14 protein-coding genes, 11 tRNA genes and 2 rRNA genes (1 of these 27 only partly in view) are annotated in these 24,755 nt (G+C 48.5%); 2 read left to right on the top strand and 25 right to left on the bottom strand.

The window, feature by feature from the left end:
- Positions 1-286 precede the first annotated feature (286 nt).
- A complete protein-coding gene (locus GCU45_RS19895; RefSeq protein ID WP_152400045.1) occupies positions 287-937 on the top strand; it encodes a hydrolase in 651 nt (216 codons plus the stop codon).
- A gap of 32 nt (positions 938-969) precedes the next feature.
- Positions 970-1,809: an alpha/beta fold hydrolase gene (locus tag GCU45_RS19890; RefSeq protein WP_152400044.1), complete on the top strand. Its 840-nt coding sequence runs from the start codon at positions 970-972 to the stop codon at positions 1,807-1,809.
- A gap of 91 nt (positions 1,810-1,900) precedes the next feature.
- On the opposite strand, the gene GCU45_RS19885 is transcribed toward GCU45_RS19890, so the two are convergent.
- From GCU45_RS19885 to GCU45_RS19765, 25 genes are all read right to left on the bottom strand, one after another.
- Positions 1,901-3,460: a response regulator gene (locus GCU45_RS19885; RefSeq protein WP_152400043.1), complete on the bottom strand. Its 1,560-nt coding sequence runs from the start codon at positions 3,458-3,460 to the stop codon at positions 1,901-1,903.
- Positions 3,461-3,467: 7 nt separating this feature from the next.
- Entirely contained in the window at positions 3,468-5,354 is a 1,887-nt protein-coding gene (locus tag GCU45_RS19880; protein WP_152400042.1) for a histidine kinase, read from the bottom strand.
- Between the two features lie 36 nt (positions 5,355-5,390).
- Positions 5,391-7,088, bottom strand: coding sequence for an extracellular solute-binding protein (locus GCU45_RS19875; RefSeq protein WP_425281205.1), 1,698 nt, complete (start codon positions 7,086-7,088; stop codon positions 5,391-5,393).
- 253 nt (positions 7,089-7,341) lie between these two features.
- Entirely contained in the window at positions 7,342-8,205 is an 864-nt protein-coding gene (locus GCU45_RS19870) for a LysR family transcriptional regulator (RefSeq protein ID WP_152400041.1), read from the bottom strand.
- A complete protein-coding gene (locus GCU45_RS19865; RefSeq protein ID WP_152400040.1) occupies positions 8,190-9,089 on the bottom strand; it encodes a LysR family transcriptional regulator in 900 nt (299 codons plus the stop codon). Before GCU45_RS19865 ends, GCU45_RS19870 begins: the two co-directional genes overlap by 16 nt.
- A gap of 836 nt (positions 9,090-9,925) precedes the next feature.
- Positions 9,926-11,758: a glutamine--fructose-6-phosphate transaminase (isomerizing) gene (glmS, locus tag GCU45_RS19860; RefSeq protein ID WP_076176244.1), complete on the bottom strand. Its 1,833-nt coding sequence runs from the start codon at positions 11,756-11,758 to the stop codon at positions 9,926-9,928.
- Between the two features lie 602 nt (positions 11,759-12,360).
- Positions 12,361-13,701, bottom strand: a complete 1,341-nt coding sequence (glmM, locus tag GCU45_RS19855; protein WP_152400039.1) for a phosphoglucosamine mutase — start codon at positions 13,699-13,701, stop codon at positions 12,361-12,363.
- 52 nt (positions 13,702-13,753) lie between these two features.
- Positions 13,754-15,187 (bottom strand): CdaR family protein, encoded by a 1,434-nt coding sequence (locus tag GCU45_RS19850; protein ID WP_167527169.1) that lies wholly within the window; start codon positions 15,185-15,187, stop codon positions 13,754-13,756.
- Complete coding sequence (gene cdaA, locus GCU45_RS19845) at positions 15,180-16,010, bottom strand: diadenylate cyclase CdaA (RefSeq protein ID WP_152400037.1); 831 nt, start codon at positions 16,008-16,010, stop codon at positions 15,180-15,182. Before cdaA ends, GCU45_RS19850 begins: the two co-directional genes overlap by 8 nt.
- Positions 16,011-16,209: 199 nt before the next feature.
- On the bottom strand, positions 16,210-16,824 hold the full coding sequence (locus GCU45_RS19840; RefSeq protein ID WP_076176254.1) for a zf-HC2 domain-containing protein: 615 nt from the start codon (positions 16,822-16,824) through the stop codon (positions 16,210-16,212).
- 119 nt (positions 16,825-16,943) lie between these two features.
- On the bottom strand, positions 16,944-17,510 hold the full coding sequence (gene sigW, locus GCU45_RS19835) for an RNA polymerase sigma factor SigW (RefSeq protein ID WP_076176256.1): 567 nt from the start codon (positions 17,508-17,510) through the stop codon (positions 16,944-16,946).
- A 188-nt stretch (positions 17,511-17,698) separates the two neighbouring features.
- Positions 17,699-20,494 (bottom strand): phosphoenolpyruvate carboxylase, encoded by a 2,796-nt coding sequence (ppc, locus tag GCU45_RS19830; protein WP_152400036.1) that lies wholly within the window; start codon positions 20,492-20,494, stop codon positions 17,699-17,701.
- A gap of 796 nt (positions 20,495-21,290) precedes the next feature.
- Positions 21,291-21,364, bottom strand: a tRNA-Gly gene (locus GCU45_RS19825).
- Between the two features lie 56 nt (positions 21,365-21,420).
- Positions 21,421-21,494 (bottom strand) — tRNA-Pro (locus tag GCU45_RS19820).
- A 23-nt stretch (positions 21,495-21,517) separates the two neighbouring features.
- Positions 21,518-21,594: transfer RNA gene (locus GCU45_RS19815), tRNA-Arg, on the bottom strand.
- Positions 21,595-21,597: 3 nt separating this feature from the next.
- Positions 21,598-21,672, bottom strand: a tRNA-Gly gene (locus GCU45_RS19810).
- 11 nt (positions 21,673-21,683) lie between these two features.
- Positions 21,684-21,767: transfer RNA gene (locus GCU45_RS19805), tRNA-Leu, on the bottom strand.
- A gap of 18 nt (positions 21,768-21,785) precedes the next feature.
- Positions 21,786-21,861, bottom strand: a tRNA-Lys gene (locus tag GCU45_RS19800).
- A 4-nt stretch (positions 21,862-21,865) separates the two neighbouring features.
- Positions 21,866-21,940 (bottom strand) — tRNA-Gln (locus GCU45_RS19795).
- Between the two features lie 51 nt (positions 21,941-21,991).
- Positions 21,992-22,067: transfer RNA gene (locus tag GCU45_RS19790), tRNA-Val, on the bottom strand.
- 125 nt (positions 22,068-22,192) lie between these two features.
- Positions 22,193-22,264: transfer RNA gene (locus GCU45_RS19785), tRNA-Glu, on the bottom strand.
- Positions 22,265-22,271: 7 nt separating this feature from the next.
- A tRNA-Thr gene (locus GCU45_RS19780) sits at positions 22,272-22,347 on the bottom strand.
- Between the two features lie 3 nt (positions 22,348-22,350).
- Positions 22,351-22,426 (bottom strand) — tRNA-Asn (locus GCU45_RS19775).
- 7 nt (positions 22,427-22,433) lie between these two features.
- Positions 22,434-22,550 (bottom strand): 5S ribosomal RNA (gene rrf / locus GCU45_RS19770).
- 59 nt (positions 22,551-22,609) lie between these two features.
- Positions 22,610-24,755, bottom strand: a 23S ribosomal RNA gene (locus tag GCU45_RS19765) (it continues 784 nt past the right edge of the window).

Below are 24,755 nucleotides of genomic sequence, written 5' to 3'. Positions count from 1 at the left end.
AATACCTCCTTTAATACGAATTGTGATGTTCTTGCTAGACTGCCTTTATTCATAAGTCTAAAAGTCGACATTTTCACTAACAATATGGCTTTTTCTATAACAGCCATAGGAATTGCTTATGTATATTCTTTATAGAACTTTCGAAGTATATAGGATTTTCCTATGAAAAATATAGAAAACTGAAGATTGTTTGCACATTGGTATTTCCATAGACTGAATACATGCAGCAGAAACTCCAATGGATCGGGCCCTGTTGCAACCAAAATCTAGGAGGTAGGATCCTCGTATGTTTAATGACAAGACTGATTTACTTACAGCTGAAAACTCTGCAATTATTCTTATTGATCATCAGCCTCAAATGATCTTTGGAGTTCAAAGCGCGGATCGTCAAACCATCATTAACAACACGGTTGGATTGGCCAAAACCGGGAAAGTCTTTAATGTGCCCACCATTCTTACAACGGTGGCTGCAGAATCATTCTCAGGCCCGATTCATCCGCAAATTCAAGAGGTATTTCCAGATCAGGTACCGATCGACCGTACAACAATGAACTCTTGGGAAGACGAAAACCTGGTACAAGCCGTGAAGAAAACAGGCCGCAAAAAGCTGGTCATGGCAGCGCTCTGGACGGAGGTTTGCCTTGCCTTTCCTGTTATTGGAGCTATTAAAGACGGATACGAAGTATACATCGTAACGGATGCTTCAGGCGGGACGACTACGGAAGCGCATAACATGGCCGTTCAACGCATGATCCAAGCAGGAGCCATCCCGGTTACCTGGGTTTCTGTTATGCTTGAGTACCAACGCGATTGGGCTCGCCAGGAAACCTATGACGCCGTGATGTCGATTGCTAAGGAGCATACCGGTGCTTATGGCGCGGGTATTGTTTATGCCCAAACGATGTTTGGCGGCCACGAGGGCGGGAGCAACAACTAATCATCATCATTAAAAAACAGAGGAGAATGAACATGCCAAAATTATTAGTCGGAGAAGAAAATGGGCACCCTATTCAGTTGAATTTTGAGGATGTTGGCGCAGGCAAACCTGTCATTTTGATTCATGGTTGGCCACTGAGCGGACGCTCTTGGGAGAATCAAGTTCCAGCGCTCATCAATGCAGGTTACCGAGTGATTACCTATGACCGCCGCGGATTCGGGCAATCCTCCCAACCGTGGAACGGATATGACTATGATACGTTTGCAGCGGATCTTCATAAGCTAATCGAACAGCTGGACCTTAAGGATGTAACGCTGGTCGGATTCTCTATGGGTGGCGGTGAGGTAGCCCGTTACATCGGTACATACGGAACAAGCCGTGTCAAAAAAGCCGTGCTGGCTGCTGCGGTTCCACCGTTCTTTTACAAATCTGCCGAGCATCCGGAAGGTGGTCTGGATGAAGCCACGATTCAAGGCTTCCAAGACGGTTTGAAAAAAGACCGTGTCGCCTTCCTTGACGACTTCACTCACAATTTCTTTAAAGCAGGGGATCGAACCGACCTGGTTAGCGAGTCTTTCCGCCATTACAACCTTGAAATTGCTTCTTCTGCTTCGCCAAAGGGGACGCTGGATTGTGTTGAGGCTTTCGGCCGGACGGATTTCCGTGGCGATTTGGCAAAATTTAATATCCCACTGCTTGTTATCCATGGGGATTCCGATGCAATTGTGTCGCTTGAAGTCAGCGGTCAACTTTCCCACGAAGCGGTTCCAGGTAGTCAACTCGTCGTCATCGAAGGTGGACCTCATGGTCTAAACGCGACTCACCCTGAAGAATTCAATACAGCTTTAATTAACTTTCTGAATGCTGAATGATTGAAAGGTGTGAACTGTGACCCATGAGAGGATGCTTTTTCACAAAAAAAATGACCCTCTTATGGGTCATTTGTGTTTTAGTCTTTTCTCATCACTCGGTTTCAAACCGTCTCCTCTGGCTTCGAAATTCCAGTGCTGTGATGCCTTCGGTATCCTTGAATATTCTCGTAAAATGCTTCACATTTTCGAATCCAACCTGATCGCTGATTTCGTACACCTTCAAATCGGAGTGCACCAGAAGTTCCTTCGCCTTATCCAGCCTTAACCGGCGAACATAGTTCGAGAAGCTCTCACCGGTAAATTCTTGGAAGGCTTGGCTGAAATACGAGTAATTGAGTGAGAAATGGTTGGACACCACCGCCATGTTTAAATTGTCGGCATAATGCGTCTGCAAGTAGGTGAGTACTTTTTGCATCGTATTTTGTTCCGTTGGCATCTGCTCTTTCCGATCTTGGATGAACCGATCCAGACGATCGAGAAGCTGTTCGACGGATTTGTAATAATCCTCAAATCGTTCAAAATTTCCGATGTGACCAACAGGAGCGTACTTCATTAATAGACCGAATACCTTAAGCCCGTAGATGCGGAACAACTTATCGAACAGCTCCTCGTTGAGCAGCTGACTAATACGTTCCAGATATCCGATTTCACTGCTGCTAATGATGCGAACATCGAGGATTTGATCCAGAAGTTGTTTGATTTCATCCCCGCGTCCCATTCCAAGGAGATTCAATATCCGCCCAATCAACTCTATAGGGACGACATACCGCTCATTGCGTTCACTTATACCGGTGTAATCCAGCACATCGAGATCTGGAAGCAGAATCCCGTATTTCATAGTTTGCTTCGCCTGACTGTATGCCCACCTTATCTGCTCAATCCCTTGAACGGAATCACTAATCGCAATTCGCAGCTGTGTCTCATACTCACTTAACCCCCACTGTTCCGCCAACCGGTAGAACATACCAGGATCGCTTGCTATCATAATCGTTCCGCCTTTTCCATCACGCGTCAGCATCCAATTCATATGCCCTTGTAACAGCTCAGCGATTTGATTCCTGAAAGAAGCTGCATCCGTACTGCTTGCCTGTGGTCTTCCACCACGTTGCGTAACCAAGCCCAGTGTATATCCTGCATCCAGCCAGCTTAAGCCGGCCTGCTTCAGCTTGTTCGGTGTGATCGCATCATCCACATCCTTCTGGGTTAAATGCAGGGTAACCAACTCGGCAGCAAAAAGGCTGGCATCTTCGCCCGCCTTGTCTGCTCGCTCTTCTCTTTTCTTTATATCCAGCATTAATCGTTCCAGGACGGCGAACAGCTCCTCCCGAATCACAGGCTTTACGAGATAATCCTTTACGGCAAAGCGGATCCCTTTCTGCGCGTATACGAAGTCATTATAGCCAGACAGCAATACAACCTCGGGTTTAACCGGATGGTCTTGCAGTTGGTCAAGCAGTTCGATCCCATCCATAATGGGCATTCGGATATCTGTAAACATAATATCCGCGGGCTCCTGGCGCAGCAGCTCCAGCGCCTCTTCTCCATTCTCGGCAAATCGATAATTAAACAGATCAGGGAACTGCCTCTCAATGACAGATTGCAAGCCCCTCCGAATGATCTTCTCGTCGTCGACGATCAGCAAGCTAATCATAGATGTCCTATCCCCCTCCCATGACCCGGTACGGCAAAGTCATGATTATGCGTGTATAGCTTCCTTCCTGACTTTCGATCCGAATCCCATATTCCACCCCATAGCTCATCACTAAACGTTGGTCCACATTACGCAGACCGATTCCATTACCGTCCTCGTTCTCCTTACGAACGAATAATTGCCGGACCTCCTGATAAGCATGCTCTTCCATTCGCAACATTTGATTCAACAAGCCCAGCGTTTCATCCGGTATGCCGCGGCCGCTGTCCGTAATCTCTATGACACAAGCTTGATCACGTCGTACGGCAGAGATCATAATGAGAAGATTTCCGTCCTTGGAATGCATGCGGCTCATCCCATGCTTGATCGCATTCTCCACTACGGGCTGCAGCGACATTTTAAGCGACTCCTGCTTGAGGCATTCCGGTCCAATAGACAATTGGAGATCGAGTCTGCCATCATAACGGATGTTCATGACGGATACATAATGCTGGACCTGCTGGATCTCATCGCTGAGCATCACGTGATCCTGCCTCCATTCCATCGAATACCGCATCATACCGCCTAACGAGGTCATGATGTCCGATATAAGATACTGCCCTTCAATCTCCGCCAGCATCTTGACGTTCTCCAGCGTATTGTAGAGGAAATGGGAATCAATCTGGTTCTTCAGCGCCCGAAGCTCAGCTTCTTTGCCTGCCGCCTGCCGAGCTGCCTGGTCTTGAATGAGCTCGTTAATTTTCAGAATGAGCTTGCGGTAATGAAAGCCCAGCTCTCCTACCTCATCGGTACCGATAATCGGCGGCAGCTCGACGTTGAAGTTGCCATTTCTCACCTGCTGCATCGATTCTCTTAGCGCCTTAAGCCTGCGCAAAATGATCGCTTGCATCGAGTAAGACAGCAGAACGAGAAATGCCGCCAGTAATGAAACGAGCACGATATAACGAACCTTCGAGTGGTTAATGCCTTCCATGGTTTCCTCAAGACTAGCCATATTGACCAGATGTACGTCAATCGATGGGATGTAGCTCTGTAAAGCCAAGTAGGAATGTCCATTAACCTTGAACCGCACCGTCTCGTAATCCGTATTGCTCGTCAGCTTTATGCTGCTTATCAATTCCTCCGCGCCGTGCTGCTTGAACACGGACGAATCCTTTAAGCTGAAAACTTGTCCATTCCTTGCGACTACGATCAGCTGGGAGTTTTTATCCTGTACGCTGCTGAACGTTTGGGAGAAGAAATCGGATAACTGCATCGATATCTCTAGAATCCCGTTATGGGTAGCGTTGTCCGGATACTTGAATTCCTGTAAGTACGTCATGAAGGGCTCGTTCGGCATTTGTTCGGAGGGCATACCGGTGAGGCCGACGTTCTCCTGTATCTCCCACCAGGGGAAGCCGCCTTGCTTCATCACGTCATCATGCCAAGGCTTGCTCTGAATACGCGACTCCTGCAGGATAACCGGCCAAATCTCATTCACATATCGGTTATCCGTGAATAGACGGACATTCGCGATCCGCGGATTGTTAAACAGAAAATATTGAAAGCTGTTGACCACGTCCTTCTTTATATGAAGAACTTGCGCCGTATCCTGAAATTGTTCGATTTGCAGATAATTATTCATTTCCCGATTGGATAACGCAAGCTGACCGGTCCATCCCATCAGCTCTACGTTATTTTCAATGTTGATCTTCTCTACTTCCAGCACATTCTTATTGTTCTCCAACAATTCCTTCATTGCCTTGGCGGACTCTTCATTAAGCGTATACCAAGAGAATAAAACAACCGGTATAAAGATAACGAACACAAATGACAGAATCAGTTTGACTTGAAGCGAAAGGTTAAACGTAAATGAACGTATCCCCAATAACCAACGAATTGCCGCAAATCCCATCCCCTATTTTCACATCCTGCTGCTTCCTCTATTGAACTACGGATTGAGTGACGACTTCAGCTTCTGTACATTTCGTTCATAGGCCGCCTGGCGGCTTGCTGCGATGGCTTCATACTCGGGATCCTCGGTAGTGGCTTTCATGAATTCGGCGAACAGTCGGTCAAATTCGGCATCCGACTTCGACATCAGCAGCTTCGGCAGCGTCTCGGCCCAGAGCCGCGTATTTTTGCCTACCGCAATACCTTCCTTCGTTGTCGGGTCCGGGTCCAGGTTTTCGAACTCGCTTGTGCTAACCGTCTTGCCCCTCGTCCAATCGGCAATTTGTTTGGAAGGCTCGGCATCCATCCCCGTCATCCATGCTAGATTCATGTTCGTATCCATTAGCATCCAGTACATATAAGAACCGCCATATTTTCTATCGAACGCTTGGCGATCGGTATTAAGCAGCTGCATGACCTCCGGCAGGAACTGATCTTTACCGTCAATCGTATCGTAGGTGACGCCCTTCTCTCCTAAGAACAGGTCCTTGTTTCCCTCTTCGCTGAGCAAATAGCTGAGGAAGGCAATGGCCCTCTTCTTGTCTTTGACGTTCTTCGAGATGAGCGTCACGGTCCAACCGGAGATGCCGTTTCCTGCAAGGGTTGGCGCATCATGCGCATCGTTCGCAGGACCGTCAATCGCGATATAGACCTTATTCGGGTCCTTCTGATACAGCGCCTGGTTAATCTCTGAAAAATCGGACCACTGATACAGCATGGCAAAATAACGCCCTTGCGATATTTTTTCGTCCTTTTCCACTCGTTTCTCATCAAGAAAGACATCTGTCGGCATAAGTCCGTCCTCATTCGCTTGGCGAAACATCTTCAGCCATTTCAAATAGGTCGGGTCGCTTCGACGGTCGTACAATTTGCCGTTTTGCTGCTTCGGAATGGCTAGAAAGTTCTGAAGATATTCTTCCAGCGAATAGTTGCCGGTTTCCGTAAATTCATGAAGGCCAATCGGAATGAGCGGCTTGCCGTCTACTTCCGGAAACTTTTCCTTCGCAGCTTTCAGCGCGCCGAGAAACCCTTCCGGCGTGCTCATATCCGGCTTCCCGAGGGCTTCATACATGTCTTTCCGAACAACAAAGGTCTGATTAGACGTAAAAAGCTTCCCGTATTTTTGGTAATCCGCAGGGGATGAAGATGCATTCGGGTAGCTGTACACATTCCCGTCAGCCTGTGTGTACCAGCTAAGCTTCTCTGGGTCAGCGACTTTTAAAAAATAAGGATCGTATTGTTCCGCCAGCTCATTTAATGGAAGCACCATATCTCCATTGATCATCTTCTGCACGGAATCCTCGTACGAGCCTAGAGTGATAAAGTCAGGGAGCGACCTTGCTGACATCATCGTGTTGAGCTTCTCCCCGGCGTCTCCAGCAGGCACGATAAAGTTCAAACTGACACCCGTCTTCTTCGTTATATAATCGGAAACTACGTTGCCCCCCCACTTACCGGTGAACCAATCGAAATTGATATACCAGTCAAACGTTATTGGTGTCGTGTCCAGCTTCCAGGTGGGCTCATTTGGAGATAGCTTCGTTTGAGAAGCATCTGCCTTTTTAAGATTGGCGTTGAAAATCGTATCGTCAGCAGTGCCATTGCTCGTTGTGCCCGTGTTCCCAGAACAAGACGCCAAAGTGCAACACATCATCAGAGCCATTAACAGCATTGCTGATTTACGCATTTTTCCCATTCAAAATTCCCCTTCGGCCGGTTAATATCCCATGATTTAATATATTTCCACAAAAACAGACAATTGCCGTTCAGAATCCTTAATCCATTGCTAGTATAAAGGTTATAGCAAGCAAAGGAAAGAGTCTAACATGATACGCAAGGTTACTATATTTGGGATATTTCCTAATGCCGACTAACGCGAATAAGCGAGCAAGACAATATTCCTTCGTCTAGGCTCGCATTCGTTAGTTATGATGTTTTCGTTCCCCTATCTATGATTCCAGAAAAAAATCGATACATTTCTGGACAGAGGGATTATGGTGATGATACTTTTTAAAAATAAGCTTCATCTCACGTACTGGCATTGGATCTACGAAACGAATCATTTTCAGATGCTGGCCAGAAAATGTTTCAATTAATGAGGCAGGCAAAATAGCTACCCCCAACTTTTGCTGTACCATAGAAAGAAGAATAGCCGTCGAAGTGGACTCAAATTTCGATTGTAAAGATTTGGTGATTTTCTCGCTGAATGTATGAAGTTGCTCGATTAAACTTTTATCCCCAACAAATAAGGAAGATTCTAAACTTTCTAGCTCTTGAAAAGAAATAAAGGTTCGTTCTGCCCATGGATGATCCGCATAAACGACCAGTGCTTGTTCTTCTTTATATAGGTGCATTGCATGAATTTCTTTGTTTGGATCATATTTGTCGGCAATGCCAATATCGATACTACGATTCAATAGTTGCTGTGATGTATTTTCTGTACTGGCAAATTTTAATGTAATGTCAGGATACTGTTCATGGAATTTCAAAAAACGAGGGATTAAACCATAAAAGTCCACTGGAGAAATGCCTATCGAAAGTTGATTTGCCCGAGCATAGCGTAACTCATGAGTTTCTTTCTTCGATTCTTCAATGAGCCTCATGACGGAAAGAGCTTTTTTGTAAAGTATTTCCCCGTCAGCTGTAATCTTTACGCCTCTGCCAACTCTCTGAAACAAAGGGGTTCCAACTTCTACCTCTAGAAAGCGGATTTGTTGGCTTAAAGTAGGTTGAGAAATCATTAACACTTCTGCAGCCTTAGTAAAGCTTCCTGCTCTGCAGATTTGAATGAAACATTCTAATTGCCTGAACATGGAAGATTCACCTCAACCTCTCTTACATATGAATCCATCTCTTGAATGAATAGACGTGCCATGGGCCTCATCGTAACGGAATGAAGATATACAAGAGATATATCCCAACGAGGTATATGGCCTTCTAATTTGACAATACGCAAAGAATCACCCCTGAGGCTCTCAAGCAAAGATATGGGTATAATAGCTGCTCCAAGCCCATGACGAACCCAGTGAATCAATACTGAAGTGGAGGACGTTTCTATGCTCGACTTCAAGGCAAACCCACTAGAGAAACAATACATATCAAGTAATGATTTGTTTTGTTCTCGGAACATGATCGAGTTCATTTGCTTCAAAGATCGAAAAGGAATCGAAGATTTATTAGCCAAAGCATGTTCTGAGTGAATCAATAGCGCCATTTCTTGTCTATACAAATGAGTCGAAATGAGCGAAGTATCCGAAACTGGATATGCAGTGATCCCAATGTCCACCCTTTGCTCCAAAACCTTATTTTCGACATCCTCTGCATCGATAATTTTTAATAAAATATTCGGGTACTTTTGATGAAATCTCATGAAGTAAGGAGCAAGATATTCAAGTTCAGCGGGACAACATCCAATAGAAATGGTTTCTCTAGATTTGTTGATTCGGCCAACGATTTCATTTCGCGCTTCTTCAAGAAGATTCATAATGGCATTGCCCTTATTCAAGAGAATTTTTCCCGCTTCCGTTACCTCAACTCCTCTACTTACCCGATCGAACAATTGAATATTATACTCATCTTCCAAAACCCGAATTTGCTGACTTAGTGTAGGCTGAGTCACACCTAATTCTTCTTTAGCTTTGGTCAAACTTCCAGATTTGCAAACTTGAATAAAATATTCAAGCTGACGTAATTCCACAATGTATCCCCCCCTTTGTTAATTTGTTCTTCGGTTTCTTAACCTGGCGATTTTCCAGACACCATCCTTGCTGATCAGTACTCTTACTTATTGCTTACCGTATGAAGTGCTCATCCGCTGGTGGTCATGAGCGTGATCGTGGTAATTGCTGAACTTCTCTGTAATAAACATTATATGAAGAAAACTATCATGTAATATATCCGCTACATTTCAGGTGAAGGTTACTAGATTTTAGGGTTGGTCCGTCGGGGGTACACAGGGAGGTATAATAAGATCTAAGGTTGGGCGTAAGCCCAGTTTAGGGCTCTTAAGAGGATCATTTGTGTCAATGGCTCACAATTTCCTGCGAATGCGATAAAAGCCCCTTGAGAGGTAACTTAAGCCCTGAGATAGCCTCCGAAACACAGTGTTTTTAACTTTTATATCCTTGATTTCCTTGAAACAACAAAGGAGCCCAGTTTAATAATCCGGGCTCCTTTGTATATAGTTAAGATGTTACAACCAATATCATTCAGTTACTTTTTAGTACTTTGGTTGACCACAGTACAAAAGCTACACCAATCGGCGCTCTTGGACCTTGAACTTAAATCAGCAAAATCTTATATAGCGAGCTGTCCCGCTCCTCAAAAACAACTAATGGCTTCGCCCCCAACCAGGGACGAAGCCATTAACTTTGCTTTGTTCAGCTATATTCTTAAAATGTCGAGACACCAACTCTATTGCAAAAATACTGGTGTAACGGCTCAACAATAATGTCTAGCACTAACTTTAATGTGACCAGATAGAAGTTGTCGGTCGTCGTGTTGTCGTCGTCGTCGACAATCCTCTTACTCCCCTTACTCCACCGTTACGCTTTTCGCCAAATTCCGCGGCTTGTCGACGTCGTTGCCTCTGGCAAGCGATGCGTAGTAGGACAGCAGCTGCAGCGGCACAACCGACAGGGCAGGCGTCAGCAGCGGCAGCGTCTTCGGAATCGCAAACGCTTGATCAACCGACTTCAGCAGACCTGCGACATTTTCTTCATGGGTAATCGCCATGATGTCCGCGCCGCGTGCGTTCACTTCCTTGATGTTGCTGACTGTTTTCTCCAGAACGGCTTCCTGGGTTGCCAGGGCAATGACCGGAATGCCTTCCTCGATCAGCGCCAGCGTACCGTGCTTCAGTTCACCCGCAGCGTACGCTTCGGAGTGAATATAAGAGATTTCTTTCAATTTCAGCGAACCTTCTTGCGCTACCGCGTAGTCCAGTCCGCGACCGATAAAGAATAAGTGCTCATGCTTGGAAATATGCTCTGCATAGGCTTTAATGGCATCCGGCTTGGCCAGCATGCTTTCCACCTGCTCCGGCAGAGCCTGCATAGCGGCTACGATCTGAGCCACCGCTTCCGGCGTCTGCGTGCCGCGAACCTCGGCGAGGTACAGCGCCAGCAGATAGAACGCGATCAGCTGCGACGTATACGCCTTAGTGGATGCTACGGCAATTTCCGGACCGGCCAGCGTCACGATGACGTCGTCGGCGTCACGGGCGATCGAGCTGCCCACCACGTTGGTGATGGCCAGTACATGTGCGCCGTTTGCTTTGGCTTCACGCATCGCAGCGAGCGTATCCGCCGTTTCACCGGATTGGCTGACGACGATGACCAACGTTTCCGGCGTTACGATTGGAGAGCGGTAACGGTATTCCGACGCTACATCCGTCTCTACCGGAATGCGTACCAGCGATTCAATCGCGCTGCGTCCCACGAGACCTGCATGGTATGCTGTACCGCAGGCAATGATTTGAATGTTGCGGATATTTTTGATCTGATCGGCCGTCAGCTTCAGCTCTGGCAGAACTACCTTTTTACCCGACTCGTCAATCCGTCCGCGCATCGTGTCGCGATAAGCTTTCGGCTGCTCATGGATCTCTTTCAGCATGAAATGCTCAAAGCCGCCTTTTTCCGCCGTCACTGCATCCCAGTCGACATGAATCATTTCCCGAGAAATAAAATTCCCCTCAATGGTCATCAATTCGACAGAATCCTGCGTCAATACGGCCATCTCACCGTCATTCAAAATATATACTTTACGCGTATATTGAAGAATTGCCGGAATATCCGATCCGATGAAGTTCTCTCCTTCGCCAATCCCGATAATCAGCGGGCTTGCTTGACGCACAGCCACGAGTTTATCCGGTTCGTACTCGGTCAATACACCGAGGGCAAAGGCGCCGCGCATATAACCGATGGCCTTCTGAACCGCTTTGACGATATCGCCGTCGTATTCGCGGGCAATCAGGTGGGAAATCACCTCCGTATCGGTTTCCGACACGAAATGATGTCCCTGGCTGATCAGCTCATCCTTCAGCTCCAGATAATTTTCGACAATGCCGTTATGCACGACCGAAAATTTATGACTGTTGTCCGTATGCGGATGAGAGTTCACGTCCGATGGCTTGCCATGAGTAGCCCAGCGCGTATGCCCGATGCCGGCACTACCCACCAGCGGTGTCCCTTCCAGCTTAGACTCCAGATTGGCCAAACGTCCTTGCGCCTTGGCAATTTGCAATCCCTGGTTGGTGAACACGGCAATACCCGCAGAATCGTACCCGCGGTACTCCAGCTTCTTCAGACCCTCGATCAATACCGCTTGCGTATCCTTTTTACCAATATATCCGACAATACCACACATAGTTAATATCCTCCGTTCACTTCTTCGAATTGGGTTTTAGAAGAGTACGGGAGCATAAAGGTGCGGCATAGCTCAGGAATGTACAGGAAAACGAACATTGTATTCAGTTATACAAGGTGCATTCACGAATGTACATCCTAGCATCGCCGCATCTCTTATGCGCTTGCCCGCACACTCATGAAAAATGATCACTATTTTCTAACACCCACTGGAAACGTTGTGTGAACGGTCGCCCGTCCATTTTCCGTTTCGAGTTTACGGCTGTGGTGTATCACCGGGAGGTCCCCGCCGAACATTTCGAACACCTCCACCTCGTCAACTTGATGCTGCCGTGAATCCGAAGCGTCGTGCTCCTTCAGATTCTTCCCCGCGCAAGCTCAAGTTCTGGCGCTATTGTTGCTAACCTCACGACCCTCGCTTTCTGTTTCGTAATGACATTTACTAATTATATTCATGTCATCTCCGTTTTGCAATCGGGCTGATAGCCCCAAATCGGAGTCCCCGTTATTTACCCTGTAAAAAAGCCGATGAAACCGCAATTCTAGTCTCACCGGCCTATGGCATTTATGCTTTATTTTATAGAAAAAACCAACATTTACCTGCTATACTAGTTCCCGTTTCACCACATCGACGATTTGGGAGACATACTGATCCAGGTCCTCCTTATTAGGACCTTCAGCCATGACGCGGATCAGCGATTCCGTGCCGGAAGGACGAACCAATACCCGGCCGTTATCCCCAAGGATCCCCTCAACGGCTTGAATAGCATCCTTAATGGCCGCATTGCCTTCATACTTGCTCTTGTCCTCTACCCGTACGTTCACCAACACCTGAGGGTACTTGCGCATCATCGTTCTCAGTTCGCTCAGCTTCTTGCCCGAAGCTTGGATCGTATCCACCAGCTGGATCGCGGTCAGAATGCCGTCACCGGTCGTATTGTAGTCCAGGAAAATAACATGCCCGGACTGCTCTCCGCCCAAGTTATAGCCGCCTTTACGCATTTCCTCCATCACATAACGGTCGCCGACAGCCGTTTTGGCCGTTTTCAGCGCCAGCTTCTCGGTCGCTTTATAAAAACCGATGTTGCTCATGACGGTCGATACGATTGTGCCGTTGTTCAGCTTACCCTGCTTGTTCATAGCGTCGCCGCAAATACAGAGGATGAAATCGCCGTCGACTTCCTCGCCTTGATCGTCAATCGCGATCAGACGGTCCGCATCGCCATCGAAGGCAAGACCCAGGTCGGCTTTGGCCTTGAGCACTTCTTCTCTCAGCTTTTCCGGGTGGGTGGATCCGCAGTGGTCATTGATGTTCAACCCGTTCGGCTCGGTGCCGATCGTAACCACCTCTGCGCCGAGTTCCTCAAACAGCTTAGGAGCCAGCTCGTAAGCGGCGCCGTTGGCACAGTCGAGTACGATCTTCAGCCCGTCAAAGCTGTGGGAAATCGTCGTTTTCAAATACTCCAAATATTTATATTTCGATTCATTATCGACAATAACATTGCCCAGATCTTTGCCAATCGGACGCGGAAGCGTATCTTCGGCTGCGTCCATCAGCTCTTCGATTTTCAGTTCGGTCTCGTCGGACAGCTTGAAGCCGTCCCCGCCGAAGAACTTAATGCCGTTATCTTCGACCGGATTGTGGGAAGCCGAAATCATAACTCCGGCATCCGCTTTTAACAACCGTGTAATATACGCCACCGCTGGCGTAGATACAACACCTATACGGATAACATGCGCCCCGATGGACAGCAGACCCGCAACCAGTGCCGATTCCAGCATAACTCCCGAAACCCGGGTATCCATTCCAATGACAACCGTAGGTTTCTCCACGTCCCCGGTCAACACATAACCGCCGCAGCGTCCAATGCTGTATGCCATTTCGGCAGTCAGTTCTTTATTGGCAACACCGCGTACTCCATCAGTTCCAAAATATTTCCCCATAATTGATCTCCTTTTTGAGTGCATCTCTAGTTACTGTATGTGTTCGTTCAGATCAGGGTGAGCCGGTATCTGTCTGTGGCTCCTGCCCTTCCGGCGGCGTGGTGTCACCCGCCGTTCCATTGTTGTCTGTCTCATCCACGTTCGTCGAATCCGTCTCGGACCCTGAATTGCCGCCTGTTCCTTTATTGCTGTTGTCGGTTGTTCCCTTGCTGTTATCTTCAGGCTTCGAATCCGGCTGGGTCGACGTTGCTGCAGCATTATCCTTGATTTCTATGGTCGCCGTTAGCGCATTTCCCTGATCCACCCGCGAAACATAGCGTGGGAGGACCACCTGCAGGTTCACCTGATGCGTACCGGGCTTCAGGTTACCAACGCTGGCGATGAGCTGAATGTCATCCTTTGTCAGGCTGTTCAGCAGTCCGGGAGCGCCGCTCAGCTTAAGCGACATAGTGCCGCTTGCCGGGCTCTTGATCGCGGCCTGCACGTCAGAGCCGGCCCCGCTGATCTTAATCGGAATGTCGTCAATCACCCGCTGGGAGTTGGACACCGTGGTGATTTCAACCTCCATAGAGCTCGGCTCGATTTTCTCAAAACCCTGCGGCGGCGTCAAGTCCACAGGAAGTACCATTGTTCCCGCTTCCTTGATTTGCCCCAAATCCACATCGACGTCATTATAGGACTTTATTCCCGCAAGCGCATCTTGAGAACCGTACAGCTTCACGGTAGTCACGCTTGGCTGAGCCTTGGAAATCACGAGGCCGTCAGGCAGTTGGCCGGAATAGTGCAGTTCGATCGGCACCTCTTTGTATGGCGGCGTAATCGGTACGACCACGGAGATGGTTGACGGCTCAATTACCGCCCCCTCAATTTCCTTCCCCTGCTTGTCCAACGCGGTCAGCTTCACCCGCTTTTCCTTAATCGTTGCGTCTTCGCCATCAATGGATACCGATCCTTGAATCTTATCGACCCTCTTCAGGTCGCTTTCAGGCAGCGTAACAGACACCGTAGCCGGTTCCATGGTAATGCTGCCCATCTGATAACCGGCTGCCGGCTCCCCGCTCGTCACGATCGATACCGGGAAAGACGATGTATCCCTCTTTTCAATATTGACAGTCACGGTTGACGGCTGAACGTTGACCACCTCAATTCCCGAAGGAACGTCTACGGTAAGCGGCAGCGTGCTGGTGCCTACTTTGGCTTTGCTCAGGTCCAGCCTTACCTTATAATCTTCCGAGTACATCGAGAGCAGGTCCGACTTTTTTCCTTTGACCTCAAGCTGAACCTGATCCGTGTCCATGGCGCTCAGAATATATTTCTTCTCATCCAGTCCAAAAGCCTGTACCTTCACATTATCAATGATCCGTGAATCAATTTTAGCGGTAGGCGTAGGCGTCACATCGTTCAAATGAACCATGCTCCAGAGCAAAATACTTACGGCAAGCGCCAGCACTTTCGAAATATTGTTGTTATTGATCCACTTATTCATGATTATCATTCCCCTTCCGCTTCCAGAAAACAGGACGTTTTTCTTTCGCAGAGGAATTTGGACGGAGCTCTTCATACAGTTTCGATATTAAGGATTCTTCTTTAATATCACGAACGACCTGACCGTTAATGGCCAACGATATTTGTCCGGTTTCCTCCGATACGACGATGGACACCGCATCCCCTACTTCACTGATCCCGATGGCCGCCCGGTGCCGGGTGCCCAACTCCTTGCTGATAAAAGGATTCTCGGACAGCGGCAAATAGCAGGCGGCAGCGGCGATCTGTTGGTTCTGAATGATCACGGCACCGTCATGGAGAGGTGTATTCGGTATAAAAATGTTAATGAGCAGCTGGGAGCTCACCATGGACTGCATAGGAATCCCGGACTCCGTATATTCATTGAGACCTGTCTCCCGTTCAAATACGATTAACGCTCCGATCTTTCTGCGAGCCAAATAGTTCACGGCCTTAATGACTTCGCCGATCAGCTTATTGAGCTGTTCATCTTCCGCCGATGAGCGGCCAAACAGCTTACCTCGCCCCAACTGCTCCAGCGCCCGCCGGAGCTCCGGCTGAAAGATGATAAAGATCGCCAAAATGCCAAAGTTAAATATCTGATTCATAAGCCATTTAAGGGTGTACAGATCAAACCATGTACTGAGCGCCCAGATGATGACCAGGACCAAAATCCCTTTCAACAGCTGAACCGCCCGGGTCCCCCTTACAAGCAAAATGACCTGATAAATGATATATGTAACGATGGCGATGTCAATGATATCTTTAATGGACTCTTTCCACGTTAAGTCCGCAAAATAACTCATACTTAGGCCCCCATACTCCCCTTCATGATGATGGGTCTCTATGTCATTTAATTTCCCCTATATTACCTAGGTTATAACGTACACCTTCAGGTTGCAAGCGGCCGCGGTTTTAAATTGGAACCATTTATAAATATTGCCAACAAAAAAGACGCCTGCTTTGTCCCAAAGAGGCGCCAATATCCACAAATATCAAGATTTACTAACGATAGGCGACATCAGAGAACATGTTTGTGATTTTATACCATATCCAGTCCATCGCCTGATCAATGCTCTTCACCTGACCCGAAATATGGGCGGTTGAGGCTTGGTACAGCGATCCATCGATGACCGTCAAATTACCTTGGACGTCACCATAGATCTGAGTCTTTCCATTTTCTACCGTCAAATTGCCCGCAATACTCTTGCCTTCAGGCACGATGACCGTGTTCCCTTCAATGACAACTTGATCCAGATCACTGCCTTTAACCACCAGTTGGGTATCCTGATCCCAGAAGCTCACGGTACTAAACAGCATCACTAAGACAAATATAGCCGCGGCTGTAATGGCCGGATGTCTCTTGACCCATGTAAGCCATAGCTGCTGCTTCTTCTGCTTCGGGAGAGAATTCATGATCCGCTCAGTCAGCTCAAGAGATGCAGACGGCGTATGGTGCGTCAGTGAGTACATCAGCATATCCGTCTGTTCCAGCTCTTTAAACTGCATCCGACAGTCAGGGCAGGACAGCATATGGGTCTTAAGCTCCAACTGCTGCTCCTTGGACAAGTCGTCATCTAAATAATCATGCATTAAAGAGACGGCTAATTTGCAATCCATTCTGAGCCAATCCTTTCATTAATATGAATGTATTCAATCTCCCCGGTTCAGGGGCACAGGTCAGTTTCATTTGTAATACGTACAGGTTCTGAAGAAGTTTCAAAACCGAAGCTCGTTTTCTATAATTTGGGCTCTAATTTTTTGCGCAAAAATTCGCGACCCCGGTGCACCCTCGTTTTAATCGTTGTTACGGGCATTCCAAGCACATCGCTGATTTCCTGCAAGGACAAATCCTGCAAATACCGGAGGACCATGACCGACTTATACTTCGCCGGAAGGCTCTCAATCGCTTCGTAAATGATCTGCTGCGTCTCCGAGATCAGCGTCTCGCTCTCAGGCGTCCGGTTATCGCTTGGAATCATCGAATACCCGTCCATACCTTCCTGGTCGTTCATCTCAGCATCGAGGGAATAGGTCGGTTTCCGTTTCCTCAGCCGGTCGATGCATAAATTGGTTCCAATGCGGTAAATCCATGTGGAGAATTTCTGATTCTGGTCATACCTGTCCAAATTTTTATATACGCGTAAAAAAGTCTCCTGAACGACGTCCTCCGCTTCGTGGCGGTTGTTCAGCATCCTGTAAGCCAGATGATAAATTTTGTCCTTGTACAGTTCCACAATTTCGGCAAACGCCCGCTGGTCTCCTTTCAGAGCCAGTTTTGTCAGCCGGTTTTCTATATTTTCCATCAAGATTCCCCCAGACTTGCTGATGGGTACGACAACAATTTATTTTTCCATTCAAATCGTAAATGAAGTCTCTCTAAAAAGCAAGACAAGCCGTATAACAGAACAATAGGAAAGCCACAGCACCTGGGGTTCAGGCACTGAGCTTTCCTATTCTGGCTTCAGGGATGCTTATTGAAGTAATCGTATCATCAGCCTGTGTTCCGGAGTCCCGAGGCAATGCCGTTGATCGTGAGCAGAACCTCACGCAGCAATTCTGCATTATCCTCATCCTGTTCGCGCAGTCCGCGGAGCTCGCTGAGCAGCTGTACCTGCAAATAGCTGAGCGGATCCACATAAGGATTGCGGAGACGGATCGATTCCTGAATGACAGGCACATTATCCAGAATTTCTTTTTGTCCTGTAATTTTCAAAATCAGCTCTGATGTCAGCTTGAACTCTTCCTCTATCAGTCCGAAGATACGGCGACGTGCCTCATCGTTGCGGGCCATGCCGGCGTATTCCTTGGCAATGACCATATCCGCCTTGGCGATCGCCATTTGAAGGGAATCGATCAAGGAAGTGAAGAAGGAGAACTTCTCGTACATCTCCTGCATCACCTTCAGATTCTCTTCCTTGTTCTGATAAAAGCTCTGAAGGCCTGTACCCGCGGCGTACCATGCAGGAAGCAGGTAGCGGCTTTGGGTCCACGAGAACACCCACGGAATGGCGCGCAGATCTTCAAAACGGTCGGTATTCTTCCGCTTGGAAGGACGCGAACCGATGTTCAGCTCTCCGACTTCAGGAAGCGGCGTGGATTCCTTGAAGAATGCCAGGAAGTCCGGATCACGGAAGATCAGATCCTGGTACTTATTCCGGGAAACCTCGGACATCTCGCGCACGATCTCATCCCAATGGGCTTCGTTTGCGTCATCCTCTTCCGGCGAACGCGAGTTGATTGCTGCCGTCACCAGCGCCGATGTTGCCTGTTCCAAACTGCGGTAAGCAATGCCCTTCAACGAATAGCGCGAGGAAATGACCTCACCCTGCTCGGTGATCTTGATGCCTCCGCCGATGGTAGAAGCCGGCTGAGCCAGAATGCTCCGGTTCAGCGGCATGCCGCCGCGACCCAACGATCCGCCGCGTCCGTGGAAAAATTTCAGCTTAATGCCGAACTCGCTGGCGACAGCCGTCAGCTCTTTCAGAGCAACCCGCAGTTCCCAGTTAGCTGTAACCGCGCCGCCGTCCTTGTTGCTGTCGGAATAACCCAGCATAATTTCCTGAAGGTCGTTCCGGGCCGTAATGCTCTGACGATAAATCGGCAGTTTGAAAAGCCGTCTCATAATTTCCGGAGCGGCGTGCAGGTCCTCTATGGTCTCGAACAACGGAACCGCCTGCAATGTACATTCTACGGTACCGTCCGGAACTTGCCGGAACAGCCCGACTTCTTTGGCGAAGACCATGACTTCCATAATGTCACTGGCTCCTTCAGCCATACTGATCAAGTAGCTGGTAATGCAATCTTTGCCGTAATCCTGCTGTGCTTCCTTGACTACCCGGAATACATCCAGGCACTCTTTAGTGCTTGGGCTGTAGTCCTGATATACCGACGAGATCGGTCTCGGTTCGCTCAGCAGCTTCGTGAGCAGCTCAATCTTCTCCTCTTCGGAAAGCGCTGCATAGTCCGGCGTAATGTTGCTCTTCTCCAGGACCTCTTTCATCGCATTCTCATGTTCCTGGCTATGTTGACGGATATCCAGCGCCGCCGTATGGAACCCGAACAGCTCCACCTGGCGAATCAGCTTCTTGATATAAGTATCTGCTACATAGTCCGCAAAATGGAAGCGAAGACTGCGGTCAATAATGCTCAGGTCTTCGATAAACTCCGCTGGCGAAGCGTAGGACTCGGCTGTTCCTTTTTTACTGTCGTCCAGAACGTTCGCGATTTTCTCCATCATGTAAACCAGTTTAATACGGTAAGGTTCCTTCGCATTGTTCCAAATATCCCTTTTTGTAACGGTTACATTTGCACGGTCCCGTTCAATGGAATCCTGAAGTTCCTTGGAAACTTCTACTATGGAAGTGCTGAAGCTCAAATACTGCATATATTCAACTAAAATGCGCTGATATTCCCGAATAGCCAGCTTGCGCTGCATACGAAGCGTCTGCGAAGTGATTTCGGCCGTCACAGATGGGTTACCGTCACGGTCGCCGCCGATCCATGAGCCGAATTTCAGGTACGTAGGCGCGTGCCAGAGGTGTCCCGGATAATACTTGGTCAAGCAGCGTTCCAATTCCTGATAGACGTCAGGCAGAACGTGGAACAGCGTCTCATGGAAGTAATACATTCCGTTCCGGACCTCATCCAGTACCGTAGGCTTACGGGCTCTAAGCTCATCCGTCTGCCACAGCGTAATGACTTCGTTCAGCAGCTTCTCCCGAAGCTGTTCGCGCTCTCGGAACGTAAGAGTCGGATTGTCCAGCAGCATGACATCTTCGGAAATCCGTTTATGAATATCCAGAATCGCTCTGCGCATGGCTTCCGTCGGATGGGCGGTCATTACCAGTTCCAAGGACAGGCTCTCAATAATGTCCTGAACTTCTTCGACCGTAAAGTTCCGCTCTTTCAGTTCCTTGATGGCCATCTCGATCGAATCGGGCTGAGCACTTTCTCCAGCTGAGCGCTCATAGTCCCGTTTTCTGCGGATCCGATGATTTTGCTCAGCTATATTCACAAGCTGGAAGTAAATCGCAAAAGCACGAATCACCTGATGGCGAATATCCGGCTCAAGGGTTTCAACCATCTTTTTGAATTCTTCATACAATTCAGGCAAAAAAACAGAACGTAAAGATTTGCTTGTTTCACGGATCTTCTCAACGATATCTAAGAGTTCATTGCCCCCTTGATGGACAAGCACTTCCCCGAGTATGTTCCCCAAGAATCGCACGTCACGCCGCAGCAAGTTGTTGGAATTGCTTTTGTTCGCGGTTACCGTAAGTTCAGTCATGCTACTCCTCCCGTCTCTATCCCGTCTGTATTGCTTTCTCTTTGTTCATACTTTCTTAACATCATACAATAAATCACATCGAAAATCTGCACTTTTATTAAATAAAGCGCAGATTTTCGCGTAAAAACACGATGTAAAATATGTATTTTCATTCAGTCATGCCTAATTCCTGACATATGGTTTACCAGATGTTATGGATAATACGGCGGGTTTCATTCTAAATAAAATACTGCATTGAGTTTATTTATGCATAGCCCAGATGCCTCATCCACTATTTACCACATAAGTTAACTCATTAAACAAATCATCTCGTTAATATTTAACATGAAGTTAGTTTAACGAAAAATGTCTTTGGACCTTTTCATTACAGCAGCTGATTTACTGTATCTCTTGTTCATATAGATGTTAGTTCATAGATCCAACTTAGAACACATATTAAGGAATCACGGGGATACCAATATTAGATTGTGTTTAGCTTGCTTAGCTCGGCATAATAAATGCAATTGTGTGGTTATTAACCTCCATTTAAAAGGGCTAGAGGGGCAAATAAGGCGGTTATAGAGGCAATCAGGTAAAACCTCAGAGAGATACCTTGTAATCGTGCATAACAGCCCGTTGAAGACATCTGAAATTTAAAAGAGTGCCTTCGGCCCGCCATTGAGGTAGATGTTGACGCGCGTCCTGATCGGGTTCCTTCACAGTAGCCAGCACGGACGGTCGTACCCACGCTGCGTAGGTTCTCTCCCACACTACCGCTCCAAACAAAAAAACGCCTTTCGGCGTTATGTTGTATGTATGGAGCGGGTGATGGGAATCGAACCCACGCTATCAGCTTGGAAGGCTGAAGTTCTACCATTGAACTACACCCGCAGATCTTCGTGCAAGTCTTGAAACAATCATGACTTGCACGAAGCTGTGCATGCGTATCGGGATGACACGATTTGAACATGCGACCCCCTGGTCCCAAACCAGGTGCTCTACCAAGCTGAGCTACATCCCGATATCTATTGTAAAACAGTTAAATGGCGCGCCCTAAGAGATTCGAACTCCTGACCTTTTGATTCGTAGTCAAACGCTCTATCCAGCTGAGCTAAGGGCGCATATGGAGCGGACGACGGGAATCGAACCCGCGACCCTCGCCTTGGCAAGGCGATGCTCTACCGCTGAGCCACGTCCGCATCAAACAAAGTGGTGCGCGTGGAGGGACTTGAACCCCCACGTCAAAGACGCTAGATCCTAAGTCTAGTGCGTCTGCCAATTCCGCCACACGCGCAAAACCTGTAAATAAAACTGGTGAGCCATGAAGGACTCGAACCTTCGACACCCTGATTAAAAGTCAGGTGCTCTACCAACTGAGCTAATGGCTCTCACTGGCTGGGGATATAGGATTCGAACCTATGCATGACGGAGTCAAAGTCCGTTGCCTTACCGCTTGGCTAATCCCCAAAGTTACGAATAACTATAGTCTGCCCAATTTTAAGTATTTCATATCATGAATGGTGGAGGCTGAGGGGATCGAACCCCCGACCCTCTGCTTGTAAGGCAGATGCTCTCCCAGCTGAGCTAAGCCTCCATGCAAACTATGTATCCATTAAAACACACGATGACCCGTCCGGATCTTTCCTTCGTTTAAAGGCAGCAAAGCTTGTCCCAACGAAAGTACATCCGACGAACCTTATGTGGAACAAAAGAAGAAAGTGACCCGTATGGGATTCGAACCCATGTTACCTCCGTGAAAGGGAGGTGTCTTAACCCCTTGACCAACGGGCCACAAATATGGAGCTCTCAACCGGGATCGAACCGGTGACCTCATCCTTACCATGGATGCACTCTACCTACTGAGCTATGAGAGCAAATGGCTCCCCGAACAGGACTCGAACCTGTGACAACTCGATTAACAGTCGAGTGCTCTACCAACTGAGCTATCAGGGAATATACCGCTTGGCAACGTCCTACTCTCCCAGGACCCTTCGGTCCAAGTACCATCGGCGCTGGAGGGCTTAACGGTCGTGTTCGGGATGGGTACGCGTGGAACCCCTCCGCTATCGCCACCAAACGTTCAAGTGCTTGATCACCTGAAAACTAGATACGAAACGAATCTGCGAATTAATCTTATTGGATAAGCCCTCGACCGATTAGTATTGGTCAGCTCCATGCATTGCTGCACTTCCACCTCCAACCTATCTACCTCGTCGTCTACAAGGGGTCTTACATACTGGGAAATCTCATCTTGAGGGGGGCTTCACGCTTAGATGCTTTCAGCGCTTATCCCGTCCGTACGTAGCTACCCAGCCATGCTCCTGGCGGAACAACTGGTGCACCAGCGGTACGTCCATCCCGGTCCTCTCGTACTAAGGACAGCTCCTCTCAAATTTCCTACGCCCACGACAGATAGGGACCGAACTGTCTCACGACGTTCTGAACCCAGCTCGCGTACCGCTTTAATGGGCGAACAGCCCAACCCTTGGGACCTACTTCAGCCCCAGGATGCGATGAGCCGACATCGAGGTGCCAAACCTCCCCGTCGATGTGGACTCTTGGGGGAGATAAGCCTGTTATCCCCAGGGTAGCTTTTATCCGTTGAGCGATGGCCCTTCCATGCGGTACCACCGGATCACTAAGCCCGACTTTCGTCCCTGCTCGACTTGTAGGTCTCGCAGTCAAGCTCCCTTCTGCCTTTGCACTCTTCGAATGATTTCCAACCATTCTGAGGGAACCTTGGGGCGCCTCCGTTACTCTTTAGGAGGCGACCGCCCCAGTCAAACTGCCCACCTGACACTGTCCCCATACCGGTTTACGGTACCAGGTTAGAACCTAGATACGATCAGGGTGGTATCCCAACGGCGCCTCCACCCAAGCTGGCGCTCAGGTTTCAAAGGCTCCCACCTATCCTGTACAGATCGTACCCAAATCCAATATCAAGCTGCAGTAAAGCTCCATGGGGTCTTTCCGTCTTGTCGCGGGTAACCTGCATCTTCACAGGTATTAAAATTTCACCGGATCTCTCGTTGAGACAGCGCCCAAGTCGTTACGCCATTCGTGCGGGTCAGAATTTACCTGACAAGGAATTTCGCTACCTTAGGACCGTTATAGTTACGGCCGCCGTTTACTGGGGCTTCGGTTCACAGCTTCGGGATTACTCCCTAACCGCTCCCCTTAACCTTCCAGCACCGGGCAGGCGTCAGCCCGTATACTTCGCCTTGCGGCTTCGCACAGACCTGTGTTTTTGCTAAACAGTCGCTTGGGCCTTTTCACTGCGGCCCCCTCGTGCTATTCACACTACCGGGGCACCCCTTCTCCCGAAGTTACGGGGTCATTTTGCCGAGTTCCTTAACGAGAGTTCTTCCGCGCGCCTTAGAATTCTCTTCTCGCCTACCTGTGTCGGTTTGCGGTACGGGCACCTTCACCTGGTTAGAGGCTTTTCTTGGCAGTGTGAGATCATGACCTTCGGTACTGTAATTTTCCCTCCCCATCACAGCCCAGCCTTAAAGTGTGCGGATTTGCCTACACACCAGCCTCACTGCTTGGACGAGCATCCATCAGCTCGCGTCACTACCCTCCTGCGTCACCCCATCACTCATAACGGTTTACGGTGGTACAGGAATTTCAACCTGTTGTCCTTCGATTACGCCTGTCGGCCTCACCTTAGGTCCCGACTTACCCTGAGCGGACGAGCCTTCCTCAGGAAACCTTGGGCTTTCGGCGGATCAGATTCTCACTGATCTTTTCGTTACTCATACCGGCATTCTCACTTGTATACGCTCCAGCACTCCTTACGGTATACCTTCAACGCTGTATACAACGCTCCCCTACCCCTGATGCATACGCATCAAGCCATAGCTTCGGTGGTGTGTTTAGCCCCGTTACATTTTCGGCGCAGAGTCACTCGACCAGTGAGCTATTACGCACTCTTTCAATGGTGGCTGCTTCTAAGCCAACATCCTGGTTGTCTGTGCAACTCCACATCCTTTCCCACTTAACACACACTTGGGGACCTTAGCTGATGGTCTGGGCTGTTTCCCTTTTGACAATGGATCTTAGCACTCACTGTCTGACTCCCGGTTACAAGTCTATGGCATTCGGAGTTTGACTGAGCTTGGTAACCCTTGCGGGCCCCGCACCCAATCAGTGCTCTACCTCCACGACTCTATTCACCGAGGCTAGCCCTAAAGCTATTTCGGGGAGAACCAGCTATCTCCGAGTTCGATTGGAATTTCTCCGCTACCCCCACCTCATCCCCGAATTTTTCAACATTCGTGGG

Source organism: Paenibacillus cellulositrophicus (assembly GCF_009363095.1).
Lineage (GTDB): Bacteria > Bacillota > Bacilli > Paenibacillales > Paenibacillaceae > Paenibacillus_AQ > Paenibacillus_AQ favisporus.
This window is presented reverse-complemented; position numbering and strand designations above follow the sequence as displayed.

Excerpts from the sequence above, each read along its gene's own strand:
- GCU45_RS19895 (WP_152400045.1), top strand. The coding sequence starts at position 287 with ATGTTTAATGACAAGACTGATTTACTTACAGCTGAAAACTCTGCAATT.
- GCU45_RS19890 (WP_152400044.1), top strand. The coding sequence starts at position 970 with ATGCCAAAATTATTAGTCGGAGAAGAAAATGGGCACCCTATTCAGTTG.
- GCU45_RS19885 (WP_152400043.1), bottom strand. The coding sequence starts at position 3,460 with ATGATTAGCTTGCTGATCGTCGACGACGAGAAGATCATTCGGAGGGGC.
- GCU45_RS19880 (WP_152400042.1), bottom strand. The coding sequence starts at position 5,354 with ATGGGATTTGCGGCAATTCGTTGGTTATTGGGGATACGTTCATTTACG.
- GCU45_RS19875 (WP_425281205.1), bottom strand. The coding sequence starts at position 7,088 with ATGGGAAAAATGCGTAAATCAGCAATGCTGTTAATGGCTCTGATGATG.
- GCU45_RS19870 (WP_152400041.1), bottom strand. The coding sequence starts at position 8,205 with ATGTTCAGGCAATTAGAATGTTTCATTCAAATCTGCAGAGCAGGAAGC.
- glmS (WP_076176244.1), bottom strand. The coding sequence starts at position 11,758 with ATGTGTGGTATTGTCGGATATATTGGTAAAAAGGATACGCAAGCGGTA.
- glmM (WP_152400039.1), bottom strand. The coding sequence starts at position 13,701 with ATGGGGAAATATTTTGGAACTGATGGAGTACGCGGTGTTGCCAATAAA.
- GCU45_RS19850 (WP_167527169.1), bottom strand. The coding sequence starts at position 15,187 with ATGAATAAGTGGATCAATAACAACAATATTTCGAAAGTGCTGGCGCTT.
- cdaA (WP_152400037.1), bottom strand. The coding sequence starts at position 16,010 with ATGAGTTATTTTGCGGACTTAACGTGGAAAGAGTCCATTAAAGATATC.
- GCU45_RS19840 (WP_076176254.1), bottom strand. The coding sequence starts at position 16,824 with ATGGATTGCAAATTAGCCGTCTCTTTAATGCATGATTATTTAGATGAC.
- sigW (WP_076176256.1), bottom strand. The coding sequence starts at position 17,510 with ATGGAAAATATAGAAAACCGGCTGACAAAACTGGCTCTGAAAGGAGAC.
- ppc (WP_152400036.1), bottom strand. The coding sequence starts at position 20,494 with ATGACTGAACTTACGGTAACCGCGAACAAAAGCAATTCCAACAACTTG.